This is a genomic window from Sodalis sp. RH15 (genome assembly GCF_047324255.1).
Taxonomy (GTDB): domain Bacteria; phylum Pseudomonadota; class Gammaproteobacteria; order Enterobacterales; family Enterobacteriaceae; genus Acerihabitans; species Acerihabitans ligni.
On sequence record NZ_CP178738.1, the window covers coordinates 1,888,935 to 1,907,514 of the forward strand.

An 18,580-nucleotide genomic window follows, 5' to 3' on the forward strand; every position below is an offset into this window, starting at 1 on the left:
CTTCATGAAAACAGTCTTGCTCACCGGTTTCGAGCCTTTCGGCGGCGACTCGATAAATCCGTCCTGGGAAGTGGTGCGGCAGTATCGGTATCGGCGGATAGACACGGCCGACGTGGTGGTCTGTCAATTGCCCTGCGTTTTCGGCCGGTCCGCCGAGGTCTTGAATGAAGCCATCGATCGCTACCGTCCGTCGCTGGTGCTGGCGCTAGGCCTGGCCGGAGGACGGCAGCGGATTTCCGTCGAGCGGGTGGCCATCAACGTGGACGATGCGCGCATCGCCGATAATAGCCAGCGGCAGCCCATCGATCGTCCGGTGATTTCAGGCGGTCCGGCGGCCTATTTCGCCACGGTGCCCATAAAAGCGATGGTAAATGCCATGCTCGGCGCCGGCATACCCGCCGAAGTTTCCCAAAGCGCCGGTACCTTTGTCTGCAACCATGTGATGTATGCGTTGCTGCATCGGCTCGCCCACATGTCCGGCGCGGTCAGCGGGGGATTTATTCATCTGCCTTATCTGCCGCAGCAGGCGGCGGCTCTGGCCAATGCGCCCAGCATGGCGCGGGAGACCATGGAAGCGGGATTGGAAATCGCAATACAAACCGCGCTGGCAGTGGAAGAGGATCTGCATATCGCCGGCGGGACCGTCAGTTAAAGTCGAAGGCAGGCTCCGAAGCGGTGCGGATAAAAAAGCAAACGCCGCAAATTGCGGCGTCAGACTGTTGACAAACGCACTCGGAGTCAATAAGGCGGGACAGGCTGCCAGAAGAGTAAACCGTCCGCGCCATGGAAGGCGCGGATCGAGCCTACAAGGATGTATTCACGGCGTGTTTACGATCTGGCAGCCTGTTCCGACCGGGCACTTTGTCAATAAGCTCACGCCACATAGAGCGACGTTGATATAATCATCTCATTTAATCTGCGACTTGAATTCCCGTTGATCGTAACCGGTATACAGCTGGCGCGGACGGGCGATTTTGACGCCGTCGTCATGCATTTCCTTCCAATGGGCAATCCAGCCCACGGTGCGCGACATGGCGAAAATCACGGTAAACATGGATGCCGGGATCCCCATGGCTTTCAAAATGATACCCGAATAGAAATCCACATTGGGATAAAGTTTCTTCTCAATGAAGTACGGGTCATGCAACGCGAAGTGTTCCAGCTCCATCGCCACTTCCAGCAGGTTATCCGACAGCTTGAGTTCTTTTAGCACTTCATGGCAGGTTTCGCGCATCACGGTGGCGCGGGGATCGTAGTTTTTATACACCCGATGCCCGAAGCCCATCAGCCGGAAGGAGTCGTTTTTATCCTTGGCGCGTTTGATAAAGGAAGGAATATTCTCGACGGTGTCGATCTCTTCGAGCATGCGTAAACAGGCTTCATTGGCGCCGCCATGGGCCGGTCCCCACAAGGACGCAATACCCGCGGCAATACAGGCAAAGGGATTGGCGCCCGATGAACCCGCGGTACGCACGGTAGAGGTGGAAGCGTTTTGTTCATGGTCCGCATGCAGAATCAGAATGCGGTCCATGGCGCGTTCCAGCACCGGGTTGATTTCATAGTCTTCACAGGGGGTAGCGAACATCATATGCAGGAAATTGCCGGCATAGGAAAGATCGTTACGGGGATAAATGAACGGCTGGCCAATGGAATATTTGTAACACATCGCGGCCACGGTGGGCATTTTGGACAGCAGGCGGAACGCCGCGATTTCACGGTGACGTTCGACATTCACATCCAGCGAATCATGATAAAACGCCGCCAGCGCGCCGGTAACGCCGCACAGCACCGCCATGGGATGCGAGTCGCGGCGGAAGCCATTGAACAAACGGGTAATCTGCTCATGCACCATGGTATGGCGGGTCACGATGGTGCGGAACTCTTCGTATTGTTCCGGGGTAGGGGTTTCACCGTTCAGCAGGATATAGCAGACTTCGAGAAACGTTGAATTCAGGGCCAACTGATCGATGGGATAGCCGCGATGAAGCAAAATACCTTCATCGCCGTCGATATAGGTAATTTTTGATTCGCAGGATGCGGTAGAGGTGAACCCGGGATCGTAGGTAAAATAGCCTTTGCCGCCCAGGCTACGAATATCGATTTCCTTTTCACCCAGCGTGCCTTGCAGCACATCCAGCTCTATTGGTGCAACACCGGGTAGGGTTAACGTTGCTTTATTGTCAGCCATTACATTCTCCTTAGCGCTTATTTGATAAACCTTCCATCATAGGGTACCGGCATGCCTGCGGGGCCTTGCGTTTGTTGTCAGCCCATAGCTCTGGCTTAACGATATGCAGGGTACAGAGCTTAAGGATGGTGCAAGTTATTCCCGTCCAGGATGAAAGAACGGTTGTCCTCGATGTAAAAGATTTATTGATATTAATTTTAGCTATATAAAGTCATCTTAACCCACATGATTAGGATGCACTTTACACTGTTGCATAAACTTAGACGAGGCGGAAGTCTCAATGTATCGCATCCGATACTTATAGCATAACGCGGGGGCTATTTGTAATCAAATTGTTGCTTTTTTGTCAATATGGTTATATGAATTTGGGGTAAATGTGATAATCGTGATCCAGGTCACTAATTGGCCCAAATGTTACCAAACAAATTGTAGGGGAATTGTAATCATTATGTGAAAGCCCTATACTTCTCAAAGGTCTCCGGAGTCCCTGTTGTAGGAGCACCCAGCGTTATTTAACGCGTCATTTACGCAAAAGGGAATTGGTTTTGAGCACATGACGTGTCTTGGTCAACCTTAACGCTGTCTGATCCAGCCAGGACCGGAGGAAGGAAAAATAATAATAGCTGTGTGGGCAAAACCGTGAAAAAACAAAGACCTATCAACTTGGATCTGCAAACGATCCGGTTTCCCGTTACTGCAATTGCATCCATTCTTCACCGTATTACCGGTGTCATAATGTTCGTGGCAGTAGGCATCTTGCTATGGATACTCGGCTTGTCTCTTTCCTCCGCCGACGGGTTCAGCCAGGCGGCCGCCATGATGGACAGCTTTATCGTCAAATTCATAATTTGGGGAATTTTGACCGCGCTGGCTTATCATGCTGTGGGTGGAATTCGGCACATGTTAATGGATTTCGGCTATCTGGATGAGACATTTGCCATGGGTAAAATGACGGCAAATGTTACATTTGTGATCACTGTCGTGCTTTCAATTCTGGCTGGAGTACTCCTATGGTAAGTAATGCTTCGGCACTGGGACGTAACGGAGTCCATGAATGGTTGCTGGTTCGCGCTTCCGCCATAATAATCTGCCTTTACATCATTTACATGCTGGGTTTCATTCTGTTCGCCGATACCCTCACTTATGATGTCTGGCACGGTTTCTTCGCGTTACCCATGACGAAAGTCTTCACCCTGCTTACGCTGTTTTCCATCCTGGTGCATACCTGGATAGGCATGTGGCAGGTATTAACGGATTACATCAAATTACTGCCGCTGCGCCTGCTGCTGCAATTGGCCATCGTCATCGTATTAATGGTGTATTTACTTTATGGAACTGTCGTGGTGTGGGGTGCGTAAATGAATTTGCCGGTGAGAGAATTTGACGCCGTAGTCGTCGGGGCAGGGGGCGCCGGTATGCGCGCCGCTTTGCAAATTTCCCAAATGGGCCTTTCCTGCGCCCTGGTATCCAAAGTATTTCCCACTCGTTCCCATACCGTTTCCGCCCAGGGCGGCATTACCGTCGCGCTGGGAAATACCCATGAGGACGATTGGCAATGGCATATGTACGACACCGTAAAAGGTTCCGACTATATCGGCGATCAGGATGCTATCGAATACATGTGCAAGACCGGCCCGGAAGCGGTGCTGGAACTTGAACACATGGGATTGCCGTTTTCACGGCTGGACGACGGCCGCATCTATCAGCGCCCGTTCGGCGGCCAATCGCTGAATTACGGCGGCGAGCAGGCGGCGCGCACCGCCGCCGCCGCCGACCGAACCGGGCACGCATTGCTGCACACCCTGTATCAGCAGAACCTGAAAAACCATACCACCATCTTCTCGGAATGGTATGCGCTGGATCTGGTGAAAAACCAGGACGGCGCTTTTGTCGGCTGTACCGCGCTGTGCATTGAAACCGGCGAAGTGGTCTATTTCAAGGCCAGGGCCACCATACTGGCCACCGGCGGCGCCGGCCGCATTTACCAGTCCACCACCAATGCCCATATCAATACCGGCGACGGCATCGGCATGGCGCTGCGCGCCGGCGTGCCGGTGCAGGATATGGAGATGTGGCAATTCCACCCCACCGGCATCGCCGGCGCCGGGGTGCTGGTGACCGAAGGCTGCCGCGGCGAGGGCGGCTACCTGCTGAACAAAGACGGCGAACGCTTTATGGAACGCTATGCACCCAACGCCAAGGATCTGGCGGGGCGCGACGTGGTCGCCCGCTCCATCATGATCGAAATTCGCGAAGGCCGCGGCTGCGACGGGCCGTTGGGACCCCATGTGAAGCTGAAGCTGGATCACCTGGGCAAAGAGGTCCTTGAATCCCGGTTGCCGGGCATCCTTGAGCTCTCCCGCACCTTTGCCCATGTGGATCCCATCAAGGAACCCATCCCGGTAATTCCCACCTGCCATTACATGATGGGGGGGATTCCCACCAAGGTCACCGGCCAGGCCGTGACCGTGGACGCCCAGGGCAAGGACGTCGTGATCCCGGGGCTGTTCGCGGTGGGTGAAATCGCCTGCGTTTCGGTGCACGGCGCCAACCGCCTCGGCGGCAACTCATTGCTGGATCTGGTGGTGTTCGGCCGTTCGGCGGGCATGCATCTGCAGGAATCCCTGGCCGAACAGGGAGCATTCCGCGATGCCGGCAATGACGACATCGAGGCTTCCCTGGCGCGCTATCACCGCTGGAACGACAATCGCACCGGCGAAGACCCGGTTACCATCCGCAAAGCGCTGCAGGCCTGCATGCAAAACAACTTCTCGGTGTTCCGCGAAGGTGATGCGATGGCCAAGGGCCTGGCGGAGCTCAAAGAGATTCGCGAACGGCTGCATCATGCCCGCCTGGATGACACTTCCACGGAATTCAACACCCAGCGGGTGGAATGCCTGGAGCTGGATAATCTGATGGAAACCGCCTACTCCACCGCCGTAGCGGCCAATTACCGCACGGAAAGCCGCGGCGCTCACAGCCGGTTTGATTTCCCGGACCGTGATGACGCCAATTGGTTGTGCCACAGCCTCTATTTGCCGGAAAGCGACACCATGACCCGGCGCGAGGTGAACATGCAACCGACACTGCGCCCGGCGTTCCCGCCGAAAGTGCGTACTTATTAAGGGCGGAGGAGTTACTGATGAAAGTCGAATTTTCGGTTTATCGCTATAATCCCGATATGGACGACAAGCCGCGGATGCAGGAGTATCAGCTGGAGCTCGAAGAGGGCCACGACATGATGCTGCTGGATGCGTTAATCCAATTGAAAGAAAAGGATCCGACACTGGCGTTCAGACGTTCCTGCCGCGAGGGGGTTTGCGGCTCCGACGGCGTGAATATGAACGGCAAAAATGGTCTGGCCTGCATCACGCCGCTGTCCGCCTTGCGCAAAGGCAATAACAAAATCGTCATACGTCCGCTGCCGGGACTGCCGGTGGTGCGTGATTTGGTAGTGGACATGGGGCAATTCTATGCCCAGTATGAAAAGATCAAGCCTTACTTATTGAATAACGGCAGGAATCCGCCGGCGCGGGAGCATCTGCAAAGCCCGGACGAACGGGCGAAGCTGGACGGATTGTATGAATGCATCTTATGTGCCTGTTGTTCCACCGCCTGTCCCTCGTACTGGTGGAATCCGGACAAGTTCATCGGACCGGCCGGATTGCTGGCATCCTATCGTTTCCTGATTGACAGCCGCGACACTGAACAGACCGCGCGGCTGGATGATTTGAACGATGCTTTCAGCGTATTCCGGTGCCACAGCATCATGAATTGTGTCAACGTATGCCCCAAGGGACTTAACCCCACCAAGGCCATCGGACATATAAAAAGCATGCTGGTGCAGTACAGCGCCTGATGGACCCAGGCTAAGGCGCCGAACATCGGGAGAGCACGCCTTAGGGGCCGTAGCGGCGAAGGCCGCCGAAGCGCCCCTTGACGGGCTAGGCCCGATGGACTCGGGCTAAGGCGCCGAACATCGGGAGAGCACGCCTTAGGGGTCGTAGCGGCGAAGGCCGCCGAAGCGCCCCTTGGCGGGCTAGGCCCGATGGACTCGGGCTCAATACCGGGCAGGAAGCCTTTGAAAACCGGCGCTTAACTACCACTGCCGTTTTTCAAAGGTTCCTTCGGGTTGGTTATTTACGCCGACTGTGGGTAGGTAATTCACCGCTTGAACCGCTTAAACGTTATCCCATACATGATAACCACGGCGAAAACTGAAGCTAAACAGCTTAAGGGATCATAATGCAGAACGGCGCAATGAAGGCCTGGCTGGATTCCTCCTACCTGGCGGGGGCGAACCAGTCCTACATAGAGCAGCTCTATGAAGATTTTTTAACGGATCCTGACTCTGTTGACGATAGCTGGGGCACCATATTCAAACAGCTACCAACCGCGGGAGTCAGTCCTGACCAGCTCCATTCCAAAACCCGGGACTATTTCCGTCGCCTGGCGAAAGATGCTTCGCGCTATACCTCCCCGGTAAACGACCCGGACATCGATTCCAAGCAGGTAAAAGTCCTGCAGCTCATCAATGCGTTCCGCTTCCGCGGTCACCAGCACGCCAATCTCGACCCGCTGGGACTGTGGAAACAGGAAACCGTACCGGACCTTAACCCGGCATTCCACAATCTCACCGAAGCCGATTTCCAGCAAAGCTTCAACGTCGGCTCCTTTGCCATCGGCAAAGAGACCATGAAGCTGGCGGATCTGTACGACGCGCTAAAGCAGACCTACTGCGGATCAATCGGCGCCGAATACATGCATATCACCAACACCGAAGAGAAACGCTGGATTCAGCAGCATATCGAATCGGTGGTGGGCCAGCCGAGCTTCACGGTGGAAGAGAAAAAACGCTTCCTCACCGAACTGACGGCGGCGGAAGGCATCGAACGCTATCTCGGGGCGAAATTCCCCGGCGCCAAGCGCTTCTCCCTCGAAGGCGGGGACGCGCTGATACCGATGCTGAAAGAAATGATCCGCTATGCCGGCATCAACGGCACCCGGGAAGTGGTACTGGGCATGGCCCATCGCGGCCGCCTGAACGTCCTTATCAATGTGCTGGGCAAAAAACCCCAGGATCTGTTCGATGAATTCGCCGGTAAGCACAAAGAACATTTGGGCACCGGCGACGTTAAATACCACCAGGGGTTCTCCTCCGATGTGGAAACCGACGGCGGCATCGTTCACCTGGCGTTGGCGTTTAACCCATCCCACCTGGAAATCGTCAGCCCGGTGGTGGAAGGTTCGGTACGCGCCCGCATCGACCGCCTCAATGAGCAAAGCACCCGTATGGTACTGCCCATCACCCTGCACGGGGATGCGGCCATCAGCGGGCAGGGCGTGGTACAGGAAACCCTGAACATGTCCAAGGCCCGCGGCTACGATGTCGGCGGCACGGTGCGGGTCGTGGTGAACAACCAGGTAGGCTTCACTACCTCCAATCCCCAGGATGCCCGATCGACTCAGTATTGTACCGACATCGCCAAAATGGTGCAGGCGCCGATATTCCATGTCAACGCCGACGATCCGGAGGCGGTGGCGTTCGTCACCCGGGTTGCGCTGGATTTTCGCAATACCTTCAAGCGCGACGTCATGATCGACCTGGTCTGCTATCGCCGTCACGGTCATAACGAAGCGGACGAGCCCAGCGCCACGCAGCCGATCATGTACAACAAGATCAAAAAACACCCCACTCCGCGTAAAATCTATGCCGACCGGCTGGAACATGACCACATCGCCACGCTGGAAGACGCCACCGAAATGGTGAATCTCTATCGCGACGCGCTGGATCGCGGCGAGTGCGTAGTTCAGGAGTGGCGGCCGATGAATATGCATTCATTCACCTGGTCGCCTTACCTGAACCACGAGTGGGATGAAGCCTATAACAGCCAGGTGGATATCAAACGCCTGCAGGAGTTGGCCCGCCGCATCAGCGAAGTGCCGGAGGGGGTGGAAATGCAGCCCCGCGTGGCGAAGATTTACAGCGATCGCGCCGCCATGGCGGCCGGCACCAAACCTTTTGACTGGGGCGGCGCCGAAACCCTGGCTTACGCCACGCTGGTGGATGAAGGCATCCCCATCCGATTGTCCGGTGAAGATACCGCCCGCGGTACGTTTTTCCACCGCCACGCGGTAGTGCATAACCAGAAAAACGGCTCTACCTATACTCCCCTGGCCCATGTCCATAATGGCCAGGGCAAGTTCCGGGTCTGGGATTCGGTATTATCGGAAGAAGCAGTGCTGGCGTTTGAGTACGGTTATGCCACTGCCGAGCCCCGTACCCTGGTTATCTGGGAAGCGCAGTTTGGCGATTTCGCCAACGGCGCCCAGGTGGTGATCGATCAGTTCATCAGCTCCGGAGAACAAAAGTGGGGCCGGATGTGCGGGCTGGTGATGCTGCTGCCGCACGGCTATGAAGGGCAGGGACCGGAGCACTCCTCCGCCCGGTTGGAACGCTATCTGCAACTCTGCGCCGAGCAGAATATGCAGGTATGTATACCCTCCACCCCGGCTCAGGTTTACCATATGTTGCGGCGTCAGGCGCTGCGCAATATGCGCCGCCCGCTCATCGTTATGTCGCCGAAATCGCTGCTGCGTCATCCAATGGCTATCTCTTCCCTGGAAGAACTGGCGCAAGGGAGCTTCCAGCCGGCCATCGGCGAAATCGATCCGCTGGATCCGCGTGGCGTAAAACGCGTCGTGCTGTGTTCTGGTAAAGTTTATTATGATTTGTTGGATCAGCGCCGGAAAAACGGTCAGGAAGACGTGGCTATCGTGCGCATAGAGCAGCTTTATCCGTTCCCGCATCAGGCGGTGCAGGCTGCCCTGAAACCTTTTTCCCATGTGCAGGATTTTGTCTGGTGTCAGGAGGAGCCGCTGAATCAGGGTGCCTGGTATTGCAGCCAGCATCATTTCCGGGAAGTTATTTCTTTTGGCGCATCGCTACGTTACGCGGGACGCCCGGCTTCCGCCTCGCCGGCGGTTGGGTATTTGTCCGTGCACCAGGCGCAGCAAAAAAGCCTGGTTAATGACGCGCTGGACGTTAATTAAATATAAGGATTGATAATGAGTAGCGTAGATATTCTGGTTCCTGATCTCCCTGAGTCGGTTGCCGATGCGACCGTTGCCACTTGGCATAAAAAGCCCGGCGACAGCGTCCAGCGTGACGAGGTGCTGGTGGAAATAGAGACCGACAAAGTGGTGCTGGAAGTGCCGGCCCCCGAGGCGGGAGTATTGGACGCCCTGCTGGAGGATGAAGGGTCCACCGTCACCTCCCGTCAGGTGCTGGGACGTTTGCGTCCCGGCGACAGCACCGGCCAGGAAACCTCGGAAAAGGCCCAGAGCAAGGAATCCACTCCGGCGCAGCGGTATACCGCCGGATTGCAGGAAGAAAGCAATGAGGCCATCAGCCCGGCCATCCGGCGTCTGATTGCCGAACACGACCTGAAAGCCGACGACATCAAAGGCAGCGGCGTCGGCGGCCGGATTACCCGCGAAGATGTGGAAAAACACCTGGCGCGCAAACCGGAAACCGCCCCGGCCACAGCCCCGGCGCCATCGGTGACCACCACCGCGACTCCCGGCGCCATTCCGGCCCTCGGCGGCCGCAGTGAAAAACGCGTGCCCATGACCCGTCTGCGCAAGCGGGTTGCCGAACGCCTGCTGGAAGCCAAAAACAGCACCGCCATGTTGACGACATTTAATGAAGTCAATATGAAACCCATTATGGATTTGCGTAAAGAGTACGGCGACGCGTTTGAAAAACGCCACGGCATACGCCTTGGATTTATGTCTTTCTACATTAAGGCAGTGGTGGAAGGGCTCAAGCGTTTCCCGGAAGTGAACGCCTCTATTGACGGCGAAGATGTAGTTTACCATAACTATTTCGATGTCAGTATTGCGGTTTCCACGCCACGGGGCCTGGTAACGCCGGTACTGCGCGATGTGGATGCCTTGGGGATGGGCGATGTGGAAAAAAGCATCAAGGAACTGGCGGTAAAAGGCCGCGACGGTAAACTGAAAGTGGAAGAGCTCACCGGCGGTAATTTTACCATTACCAACGGCGGTGTGTTCGGCTCTTTAATGTCCACGCCGATTATCAATCCGCCGCAAAGCGCCATCCTGGGCATGCATGCCATCAAGGATCGCCCGATGGCGGTGAACGGACAGGTTGTTATCCTGCCCATGATGTACCTCGCCTTGTCCTACGATCACCGGTTAATCGACGGCAAAGAGTCCGTCAGCTTTTTGGTGACCATCAAGGAGATGCTGGAGGATCCGACCCGTTTACTGCTGGACGTTTAGCCGATAGCGGATACGGCGCCGCCGTATCCGGTTTCCGCCAAGGGCAGTACCTTTAAATGGCGGCTGGTTGAACGCCGCCGCCGACATTCCCAGACGAAGATGGATAAACATCATGAATTTACATGAATATCAGGCAAAACAGCTTTTTGCTCGGTATGGTCTGCCTGCCCCCACGGGTTTTGCTTGCACCACGCCACGGGAAGCGGAAGAATCCGCTTCGAAAATCGGTGCCGGCCCCTGGGTGGTGAAATGCCAGGTGCATGCGGGCGGGCGAGGCAAGTCCGGCGGTGTAAAAGTGGTCAACAGCAAAGAAGAAATCCGCGCCTTTGCCGAAAACTGGCTGGGCAAACGTCTGGTGACCTATCAAACGGACGCCTTGGGCCAGCCGGTGCACCAGATTCTGGTGGAAGCCGCCACCGATATCGCTAAAGAGCTTTATCTCGGGGCGGTGGTGGATCGCGGCTCACGTCGCGTGGTGTTTATGGCCTCCACTGAAGGCGGCGTGGAAATTGAAAAAGTCGCTGACGAAACGCCGCACCTGATTCATAAGGTGGCGCTGGATCCCCTTACCGGTCCGCAGCCCTTCCAGGGACGCGAGCTGGCGTTCAAGCTGGGCTTGACCGGTAAACAGGTGGGACAGTTCACCAAAATCTTCATGGGCCTCGCCGCGCTGTTTCTTGAGCGGGATCTGGCGCTGGTGGAGATTAATCCCCTGGTCATCACCACCGAAGGCAACCTGGTGTGTCTGGACGGCAAGCTGAGCGCCGACGGCAACGCCTTGTTCCGCCAGCCTGAACTGCGCGAAATGCGGGACAAGAGCCAGGAAGACGCCCGTGAGGCGCAGGCGGCGCAGTGGGAACTGAACTACGTGGCCCTGGACGGCAATATCGGCTGCATGGTAAACGGCGCCGGTCTGGCAATGGGCACCATGGATATCGTCAAGCTGCACGGCGGATCGCCGGCCAACTTTCTTGATGTCGGCGGCGGCGCCACCAAGGAGCGGGTGACCGAGGCGTTCAAGATTATCCTGTCCGATGAAAACGTGAAGGCGGTGCTGGTGAATATTTTCGGCGGCATTGTGCGTTGTGATTTAATCGCAGAAGGCATTATCGGCGCGGTGGAGGATGTGGGCGTTAACGTGCCGGTGGTAGTGCGTCTTGAAGGCAACAATGCCGAGCTGGGGGCCAAAATCCTGGCGGACAGCGGTCTGAATATCATTGCCGCCACCAGTTTGACCGACGCGGCGCAGCAGGCTGTCGCTGCGGTGGAGGGGAAATAATGTCCATTTTAATCGATAAAAATACTAAAGTAATTTGCCAGGGCTTTACCGGCAGCCAGGGCACCTTTCATTCCGAGCAGGCGCTGGCCTACGGCACCAAGATGGTCGGCGGCGTTACGCCGGGCAAGGGCGGCACCCAGCATCTCGGCCTGCCGGTATTCAATACCGTGCGTGAAGCCGTGGAAAAGACCGGCGCTACCGCCTCGGTTATCTATGTTCCCGCGCCGTTTTGCAAAGATTCCATTCTGGAAGCGGTGGATGCCGGCATTGAGCTGATTATCTGTATCACCGAGGGTATTCCGACCCTGGATATGCTGGTGGTCAAGGCCAAGCTTGAGCAGAGCGGTTCGCGCATGATCGGCCCGAACTGTCCGGGCGTCATCACTCCCGGTGAATGCAAAATCGGCATTATGCCGGGGCATATCCATAAACCGGGGCGGGTGGGGATTGTTTCACGCTCCGGTACGCTGACCTATGAAGCGGTCAAGCAGACCACCGATACCGGACTGGGTCAATCCAGCTGTGTTGGTATCGGCGGCGACCCCATCCCCGGTTCCAGCTTTATCGATATCCTGAAATTGTTTGAGCAGGACCCGCAGACCGAAGCCATTGTGATGATCGGTGAAATCGGCGGCAGCGCGGAAGAAGAAGCTGCCGCTTACATCAAGGATCATGTTACCAAGCCGGTGGTGGGATATATTGCGGGGGTTACCGCGCCGAAAGGTAAACGTATGGGCCATGCCGGGGCAATCATCGCCGGCGGCAAGGGCACCGCGGACGAAAAATTCGCCGCCCTGGAGGCCGCGGGGGTGAAAACCGTGCGCAGCCTGGCGGATATCGGCGGCGCGCTGAAGACCCTGCTGTCGTGAGATAGGGGTTTAGGCCCGTGTGCGGCGGGCCGGGCCGCGCGGATGCGTTCGCTGCACGCCCGGCGATCGCGGGCTTACCGCGCTGAGGGGCGCTCGGTCGGGCGGGAAAACCACGCCCAATTCGGCCCCATTGCCACGGTCTCCCTTTAACAGGTTCGCTGCACGAACGGTGTTTGCGGGCCTACCGCGCCATGGGGCGCTCGGTTGGGCGGGAAAACCACGCCCAATTCGACCCCATTGCCACGGTCTCCCTTTAACAGGCTCGCTGCACGAACGGTGTTTGCGGGCTTACCGCGCTGAGGGGCGCTCGGTCGGGCGGGAAAACCACGCCCGATTCGACCCCTTCAGCACGGTTTCCCTTTAACACGTTTGTTGCACGCCCGGCGATCGCGGTCTCCCTTTAACAAATTCGTTGCACGCGTTTTATTCGCAACATCCCCGGTAAATCTCAGCTACATTTAATTCATATATCGCTGCTTGTGATAGTCATTATTAATGGCGTCATATCATTATTAAATAATAGTGTGTTAACCAATTTTAAATAACGCGTCAAAAATTTTATCTTTCCAGGTAATTTACCGATCTGATTAATCACATATAATTAACAAAACGATCATCGCTGGTTAAATTTGAAATGATATTTAACATGAATGAGAAAATATTGCGCCAAATCAATGATTTTTTATAGTGGATTGGGATTAAATTGGCGTAAATTGCGCTGTCTCAATTTTTGCAATGACGGGACGTGATGAATGGATTGATCGAGACGTCATTTCCCGACCGCCGTCACGAAAAAAAATATTTATCATAAGTAAGTTGAGGGGTAGTATGTGGATTGTAAAATTCTGAATAGATCAGCCTTATTTAATACCCGTTCTCGATTTCCCGACACCGATGCCTCGGCGCTAGTGTTTTTGCCGGGTAAACCGCAGGCCGGAAAAATTATAAAGTTTTTTATACCTTAAATAATTCACGTTGCAGGAAAGCCAACGTAGCTGCAACGTGAGGTATGGCGGGTATGTTATTCACCGCGGGTTGTTGCAGGGCTTCGGTACATCGAAGCGCCAGATTACCGCACGTGGGATCCATCCTGTGAGGAGCAAGGAGTCAAAATGTTTGATGTCGTCGAACTGTCACGGTTACAGTTTGCCTTAACTGCGATGTACCACTTTCTATTTGTCCCGTTAACCCTGGGATTGGCGTTTTTACTCGCCATAATGGAAACGGTATACGTCCTGTCGGGCAAACAGATTTATAAAGATATGACCAAGTTCTGGGGTAAATTGTTCGGTATCAATTTTGCCCTGGGTGTAGCCACCGGCCTGACCATGGAGTTCCAGTTCGGAACCAACTGGTCATATTTCTCTCATTACGTCGGCGACATATTTGGCGCTCCTCTGGCCATTGAAGGGTTGATGGCCTTCTTCCTCGAGTCCACTTTTGTCGGCCTGTTCTTCTTCGGCTGGGATCGCCTGAGCAAAACCCAGCACCTCACGGTGACCTGGATGGTGGCTTTGGGCTCCAACCTGTCCGCGCTGTGGATATTGGTGGCCAACGGCTGGATGCAAAATCCCATCGCGTCGGATTTCAACTATCAGACCATGCGCATGGAGATGGTGAGCTTCGCCGACCTGGTGCTGAACCCGGTGGCGCAGGTCAAATTCGTTCATACCGTGGCCGCCGGGTACTGCACCGGCGCGATGTTTATCCTCGGCATCAGCTCATATTACCTGCTTAAAGGCCGCGACACCGCGTTTGCCAAACGCTCATACGCCATCGCGGCGGCGTTCGGCATGGCGGCGGTCCTGTCCGTTATCGTCCTGGGGGATGAATCCGGCTACGAAATGGGGGACGTGCAAAAAACCAAGCTGGCGGCCATCGAAGCCGAATGGGAAACGCAGCCCGCCCCGGCCTCCTTTACCCTGTTCGGCATTCCCAACCAGGCGACGCAGCAAAATAATTTCTCCATCCGCGTTCCTTATGCTTTGGGTCTGATTGCCACCCGCTCTACGGATCGGCAGGTTACCGGCATCAAGGATTTGATGGCGCAGCATCAAATCCGTATTCGCAACGGCATGAAAGCCTATGCTTTGCTGCAGGAATTGCGTCATGGCAATGCCGATCCGGCGTTGCTGGGCCAGTTCAATCAGGTTAAACAGGATTTGGGCTACGGTCTGCTGCTCAAGCGTTACACCGATAACGTGGCCAACGCTACGGAAGAACAGATCCAGAGCGCTACCCGGGATTCAATCCCGCGCGTGGCGCCGCTGTACTTCTCGTTCCGCATCATGGTGCTGGGCGGTGTGCTGATGCTCATCATTATCACTATGTCCTTCTGGAGCGTGATTCGTAACCGTATCGGCCAAAAAACCTGGCTGCACCGCGCCGCGCTGTACGGCATCCCCATTCCATGGATTGCCATCGAAGCCGGCTGGTTTGTGGCCGAGTACGGCCGCCAGCCCTGGGCGATTGGTGAAATCCTGCCCACCGCCGTCGCCAATTCCACGCTGACGGCCGGGGATATCCTGTTCTCCATGGGGCTAATCTGCGGGCTTTATACCCTGTTCCTGGTAGCGGAAATGTATTTGATGTTCAAGTATGCGCGCCTGGGGCCGAGCAGCCTGAAAACCGGCCGTTATCACTTCGAGCAGCCGACGCTCGCCGTGCAGCAAGCACATTAACAGGAGCTTTTGCCATGTTTGACTACGAAGTTTTTCGCTTAATCTGGTGGGTGTTGATTGGTGTCCTGCTGATAGGCTTTGCCGTCACCGACGGTTTTGACATGGGCGTCGGCATGCTGATGCGTTTTCTTGGCCGCACCGATACCGAACGCCGGGTGTTAATCAATACCATCGCTCCCCACTGGGAAGGCAACCAAGTTTGGCTTATCACCGCCGGCGGCGCGCTGTTCGCCGCCTGGCCCATGGTGTATGCCGCCGCGTTTTCCGGTTTTTATATCGCCATGATCCTAGTTCTGGCATCGCTGTTTTTCCGGCCGGTAGGCTTTGAATATCGCGCCAAAATCGACGATCCCCGCTGGCGCAATGCCTGGGACTGGGGCTTGTTCGCCGGCGGTTTCATCCCGCCGGTGGTTATCGGCGTGGCGTTCGGCAACCTGCTGCAGGGGGTGCCGTTCCAGGTGGATGAATTCCTGCGTCTGTCCTATACCGGTAATTTCTTCCAGCTGTTGAACCCATTCGGCCTGTTGGCCGGTATCGTCAGCCTGTGCATGTTCCTCACCGTGGGGGGCACCTATCTGCAGATGCGCACTGAAGGCGAACTGCTGGTGCGCGCCCGCGCCGTGAGCCAGGCTACCAGCCTGCTGACGCTGGTGACCTTCCTGCTGGGCGGCTTCTGGCTGGTGTACGGTATCGACGGTTTCACCATTACGTCGGCCATCGATACCAACGCCGTTTCCAACCCGCTGAATAAAGAAGTAGCGCATCAGGCTGGTGCCTGGATGGTGAAATATCATCAGTATCCGCTGCTATGGATAGTGCCGGCGCTGGGCGTGCTGCTGCCGTTGCTGACCCTGCTTTTCAGCCGTACCGGCAAAGGGGCCTGGGCCTTCGTCTTTTCCTCGCTGACCATTGCCTGCATTATTCTCACGGCGGGTATAACCCTGTTCCCGTTCATCATGCCCTCGATAACGATGCCTAACGCCAGCCTGACTGTGTGGGATGCCACGTCAAGCCTGCTGACGCTGAAGGTCATGACCGGCGTCGCGGTGATCTTTGTCCCCATCGTGTTGCTCTATACCTTCTGGTGCTACTACAAGATGTACGGACGCATCACTAAAGAACACGTGGAACAAAACACGCATACCCTGTACTGAGTAAGGAGCTGAAAAATGTGGTATTTTGCTTGGATTCTCGGAACGCTTCTGGCCTGCTCCTTCGGCATCATCACCGCCCTGGCGCTTGAGCATCATGAAGACAGCCAGGGGGAGAACGACGTCCGGTGATCAAAACCCTGGTCGACCGACTCTATAGTGCTACCGATAAGAGCCCATTGCGGGCTCTTTCGCTCATCCTGGCGCTGGCGCTGGCCGGTTGCGTGTTCTGGATGCCGGCGCGTTTTGCCGTGCAGACCAGTCATTTGAATGCCTGGCACAACCTGCTGGTGGTGTGGGCGGTATGCGCCGGCGTCATTCACGGCACCGGCTTTCGGCCGCGCCGGTGGGGCTGGCGGTTATGCTTTTTGCCTTTGGCGTCCCTGATTGTCCTGGCGGCGGCGCTGATTTACGTCTTTTATTAGCTGTTGCGGCTGCGTTATGGCGGCCGCAGCCTTCATTACATAATTATTTTCATTCCGCAAAGGGAATTTATTCCAAACGTGATCGGTCTTGCGTATAGTAAGCACCGTTGTTTTGCGTTGCTGGGATATACAGTGAGTAATACGTTATTCCAATGGCCGGTACGGGTCTATTACGAAGATACCGATGCCGGAGGTGTGGTCTATCACGCTCGTTACGTGGTTTTTTATGAAAGGGCCCGTACCGAAATGCTGCGCCAGCATAATTTTCACCAACAAGCCTTACTAAGCGCTAATATTGCTTTTGTGGTAAGGCGAATGACGGTGGACTATCTCGCCTCAGCGCGTCTGGACGATTTGCTCCTGGTAGAAAGTGAAATCGTTTCAATGCGCGGTGCCTCCCTGATTTTTGCGCAACGCATCCTGAATGCTGAAGGGCAGCTTCTCAGCCGGGCGGATGTTTTGATTGCCTGTATCGATCCACACCAAATGAAGCCAATTGCGCTTCCTAAGTCTATTGTCGCGGAGTTCAAGCAGTGACTGACATGAACATTGTTGATCTGTTCCTGAAAGCGAGCTTTCTGGTTAAACTGATCATGTTGATTTTGATATGCTTTTCCATTGCATCCTGGGCGATCATTATCCAGCGCACACGCATTCTCAATTCGGCGACCCGTGAGGCTGAAGCGTTCGAGGATAAGTTCTGGTCCGGAATCGAGCTGTCCCGCCTTTATCAGGAAAGCCAAACCCGCCGCGACACATTAACCGGCACCGAGCAGATTTTTTACTCCGGCTTCAAAGAGTTCGCCAGATTGCACCGGGCCAATAGCCATGCGCCGGAAGCGGTGGTGGAAGGCGCTTCCCGCGCCATGCGCATCTCCATGAACCGGGAATTGGAAGCCCTTGAAACCCATATTCCCTTCCTGGGCACCGTAGGGTCAATCAGCCCGTATATCGGATTGTTCGGCACCGTTTGGGGTATAATGCACGCCTTTATCGGACTGGGCGCGGTAAAGCAGGCCACCCTGCAAATGGTTGCTCCAGGTATCGCCGAAGCGCTGATTGCCACGGCCATCGGCCTGTTTGCCGCCATTCCGGCGGTTATGGCCTTTAACCGGCTAAGCCAGCGGGTGAACAAGCTGGATCAGAATTACGATAATTTCACCGAAGAGTTCATCGCCATCCTGCATCGTCAGGCCTTCGCCAGCGATAGCGCTAAGTAGAAGGAGGGGAGAACATGGCCCGGAGACGCGGTCGCAGAGAACTGAAGTCAGAGATCAATATCGTTCCCTTGCTCGATGTGTTGTTGGTCCTGGTATTAATTTTTATGGCTACGGCGCCGATAATTACGCAGAGCGTCGAAGTCGACCTGCCGGACGCGACGGATTCGAAAGCGGTGAGCAGTGACGATAATCCGCCGGTGATCGTGGAAGTGGCAGGCGTCGGCCAGTACAGTCTGGTGGTGGACCACAACCGTATGGAGCAATTACCGCCGGAACAGGTGGTTGCCGAGGCGCGATCCCGCATTACGGCCAATCCCAAAACGGTATTTCTGATTGGTGGCGCGAAAGACGTGCCCTATGATGAGATTATCAAGGCGCTGAATCTGCTGCATCAGGCCGGCGTGAAGTCGGTAGGCCTGATGACCCAGCCTATTTGATGGCATGCGGATAATGCGCGCTC

The 18,580-nt window shown here is 55.7% G+C and carries 17 protein-coding genes; 16 read left to right on the plus strand and 1 reads right to left on the minus strand.

Annotation, left to right across the window (positions count from 1 at the left end):
• Positions 1 to 4 precede the first annotated feature (4 nt).
• Positions 5 to 652 (plus strand): pyroglutamyl-peptidase I, encoded by a 648-nt coding sequence (gene pcp, locus ACL2XO_RS08860; RefSeq protein ID WP_413742562.1) that lies wholly within the window; start codon positions 5 to 7, stop codon positions 650 to 652.
• Positions 653 to 907: 255 nt separating this feature from the next.
• Here pcp and ACL2XO_RS08865 read toward each other — a convergent pair whose 3' ends face one another.
• A complete protein-coding gene (locus ACL2XO_RS08865) occupies positions 908 to 2,188 on the minus strand; it encodes a citrate synthase (RefSeq protein WP_132922791.1) in 1,281 nt (426 codons plus the stop codon).
• A gap of 627 nt (positions 2,189 to 2,815) precedes the next feature.
• On the opposite strand from ACL2XO_RS08865, the gene sdhC reads away from it, so the two are divergent.
• The 15 genes from sdhC (at position 2,816) to tolR (ending at position 18,557) form a co-directional block, all read left to right on the plus strand.
• On the plus strand, positions 2,816 to 3,205 hold the full coding sequence (gene sdhC / locus ACL2XO_RS08870) for a succinate dehydrogenase cytochrome b556 subunit (RefSeq protein ID WP_132922790.1): 390 nt from the start codon (positions 2,816 to 2,818) through the stop codon (positions 3,203 to 3,205).
• The gene (sdhD, locus tag ACL2XO_RS08875; protein ID WP_132922789.1) at positions 3,199 to 3,546 is read left to right on the plus strand and encodes a succinate dehydrogenase membrane anchor subunit; all 348 of its coding nucleotides are present in this window, start codon (positions 3,199 to 3,201) and stop codon (positions 3,544 to 3,546) included. Before sdhC ends, sdhD begins: the two co-directional genes overlap by 7 nt.
• The gene (gene sdhA, locus ACL2XO_RS08880; RefSeq protein ID WP_132922788.1) at positions 3,547 to 5,313 is read left to right on the plus strand and encodes a succinate dehydrogenase flavoprotein subunit; all 1,767 of its coding nucleotides are present in this window, start codon (positions 3,547 to 3,549) and stop codon (positions 5,311 to 5,313) included. It abuts the gene before it with no gap.
• Positions 5,314 to 5,330: 17 nt separating this feature from the next.
• The gene (locus ACL2XO_RS08885; protein WP_132922787.1) at positions 5,331 to 6,047 is read left to right on the plus strand and encodes a succinate dehydrogenase iron-sulfur subunit; all 717 of its coding nucleotides are present in this window, start codon (positions 5,331 to 5,333) and stop codon (positions 6,045 to 6,047) included.
• A gap of 386 nt (positions 6,048 to 6,433) precedes the next feature.
• On the plus strand, positions 6,434 to 9,241 hold the full coding sequence (gene sucA / locus ACL2XO_RS08890; RefSeq protein ID WP_413723714.1) for a 2-oxoglutarate dehydrogenase E1 component: 2,808 nt from the start codon (positions 6,434 to 6,436) through the stop codon (positions 9,239 to 9,241).
• A gap of 15 nt (positions 9,242 to 9,256) precedes the next feature.
• A complete protein-coding gene (odhB, locus tag ACL2XO_RS08895) occupies positions 9,257 to 10,495 on the plus strand; it encodes a 2-oxoglutarate dehydrogenase complex dihydrolipoyllysine-residue succinyltransferase (RefSeq protein WP_132922785.1) in 1,239 nt (412 codons plus the stop codon).
• A gap of 112 nt (positions 10,496 to 10,607) precedes the next feature.
• A complete protein-coding gene (gene sucC, locus ACL2XO_RS08900; protein WP_132922784.1) occupies positions 10,608 to 11,774 on the plus strand; it encodes an ADP-forming succinate--CoA ligase subunit beta in 1,167 nt (388 codons plus the stop codon).
• Positions 11,774 to 12,643: a succinate--CoA ligase subunit alpha gene (gene sucD, locus ACL2XO_RS08905; protein ID WP_132922783.1), complete on the plus strand. Its 870-nt coding sequence runs from the start codon at positions 11,774 to 11,776 to the stop codon at positions 12,641 to 12,643. Before sucC ends, sucD begins: the two co-directional genes overlap by 1 nt.
• A 1,112-nt stretch (positions 12,644 to 13,755) precedes the next feature.
• Positions 13,756 to 15,324 (plus strand): cytochrome ubiquinol oxidase subunit I, encoded by a 1,569-nt coding sequence (cydA, locus tag ACL2XO_RS08910; protein ID WP_132922782.1) that lies wholly within the window; start codon positions 13,756 to 13,758, stop codon positions 15,322 to 15,324.
• Between the two features lie 14 nt (positions 15,325 to 15,338).
• A complete protein-coding gene (gene cydB / locus ACL2XO_RS08915; protein WP_132922781.1) occupies positions 15,339 to 16,478 on the plus strand; it encodes a cytochrome d ubiquinol oxidase subunit II in 1,140 nt (379 codons plus the stop codon).
• Positions 16,479 to 16,493: 15 nt separating this feature from the next.
• Entirely contained in the window at positions 16,494 to 16,607 is a 114-nt protein-coding gene (gene cydX, locus ACL2XO_RS08920; protein WP_132922780.1) for a cytochrome bd-I oxidase subunit CydX, read from the plus strand.
• Complete coding sequence (ybgE, locus tag ACL2XO_RS08925) at positions 16,607 to 16,900, plus strand: cyd operon protein YbgE (RefSeq protein WP_413743047.1); 294 nt, start codon at positions 16,607 to 16,609, stop codon at positions 16,898 to 16,900. The genes cydX and ybgE overlap by 1 nt, the downstream gene beginning before the upstream one ends.
• Before the next feature lie 132 nt (positions 16,901 to 17,032).
• Positions 17,033 to 17,437, plus strand: a complete 405-nt coding sequence (ybgC, locus tag ACL2XO_RS08930; RefSeq protein WP_132922779.1) for a tol-pal system-associated acyl-CoA thioesterase — start codon at positions 17,033 to 17,035, stop codon at positions 17,435 to 17,437.
• Positions 17,434 to 18,120 (plus strand): Tol-Pal system protein TolQ, encoded by a 687-nt coding sequence (tolQ, locus tag ACL2XO_RS08935; RefSeq protein WP_132922778.1) that lies wholly within the window; start codon positions 17,434 to 17,436, stop codon positions 18,118 to 18,120. Before ybgC ends, tolQ begins: the two co-directional genes overlap by 4 nt.
• Positions 18,121 to 18,134: 14 nt before the next feature.
• On the plus strand, positions 18,135 to 18,557 hold the full coding sequence (gene tolR, locus ACL2XO_RS08940; RefSeq protein WP_132922777.1) for a colicin uptake protein TolR: 423 nt from the start codon (positions 18,135 to 18,137) through the stop codon (positions 18,555 to 18,557).
• Positions 18,558 to 18,580: the final 23 nt, after the last annotated feature.

Bases quoted from the DNA above. Each gene is read 5' to 3' on its own strand.
- ACL2XO_RS08885 (WP_132922787.1), top strand. From the start codon at position 5,331: ATGAAAGTCGAATTTTCGGTTTATCGCTATAATCCCGATATGGACGAC.
- sdhD (WP_132922789.1), top strand. From the start codon at position 3,199: ATGGTAAGTAATGCTTCGGCACTGGGACGTAACGGAGTCCATGAATGG.
- cydA (WP_132922782.1), top strand. From the start codon at position 13,756: ATGTTTGATGTCGTCGAACTGTCACGGTTACAGTTTGCCTTAACTGCG.
- sucD (WP_132922783.1), top strand. From the start codon at position 11,774: ATGTCCATTTTAATCGATAAAAATACTAAAGTAATTTGCCAGGGCTTT.
- pcp (WP_413742562.1), top strand. From the start codon at position 5: ATGAAAACAGTCTTGCTCACCGGTTTCGAGCCTTTCGGCGGCGACTCG.
- tolR (WP_132922777.1), top strand. From the start codon at position 18,135: ATGGCCCGGAGACGCGGTCGCAGAGAACTGAAGTCAGAGATCAATATC.
- odhB (WP_132922785.1), top strand. From the start codon at position 9,257: ATGAGTAGCGTAGATATTCTGGTTCCTGATCTCCCTGAGTCGGTTGCC.
- sucC (WP_132922784.1), top strand. From the start codon at position 10,608: ATGAATTTACATGAATATCAGGCAAAACAGCTTTTTGCTCGGTATGGT.
- sdhA (WP_132922788.1), top strand. From the start codon at position 3,547: ATGAATTTGCCGGTGAGAGAATTTGACGCCGTAGTCGTCGGGGCAGGG.
- cydB (WP_132922781.1), top strand. From the start codon at position 15,339: ATGTTTGACTACGAAGTTTTTCGCTTAATCTGGTGGGTGTTGATTGGT.
- ACL2XO_RS08865 (WP_132922791.1), bottom strand. From the start codon at position 2,188: ATGGCTGACAATAAAGCAACGTTAACCCTACCCGGTGTTGCACCAATA.
- cydX (WP_132922780.1), top strand. From the start codon at position 16,494: ATGTGGTATTTTGCTTGGATTCTCGGAACGCTTCTGGCCTGCTCCTTC.
- sucA (WP_413723714.1), top strand. From the start codon at position 6,434: ATGCAGAACGGCGCAATGAAGGCCTGGCTGGATTCCTCCTACCTGGCG.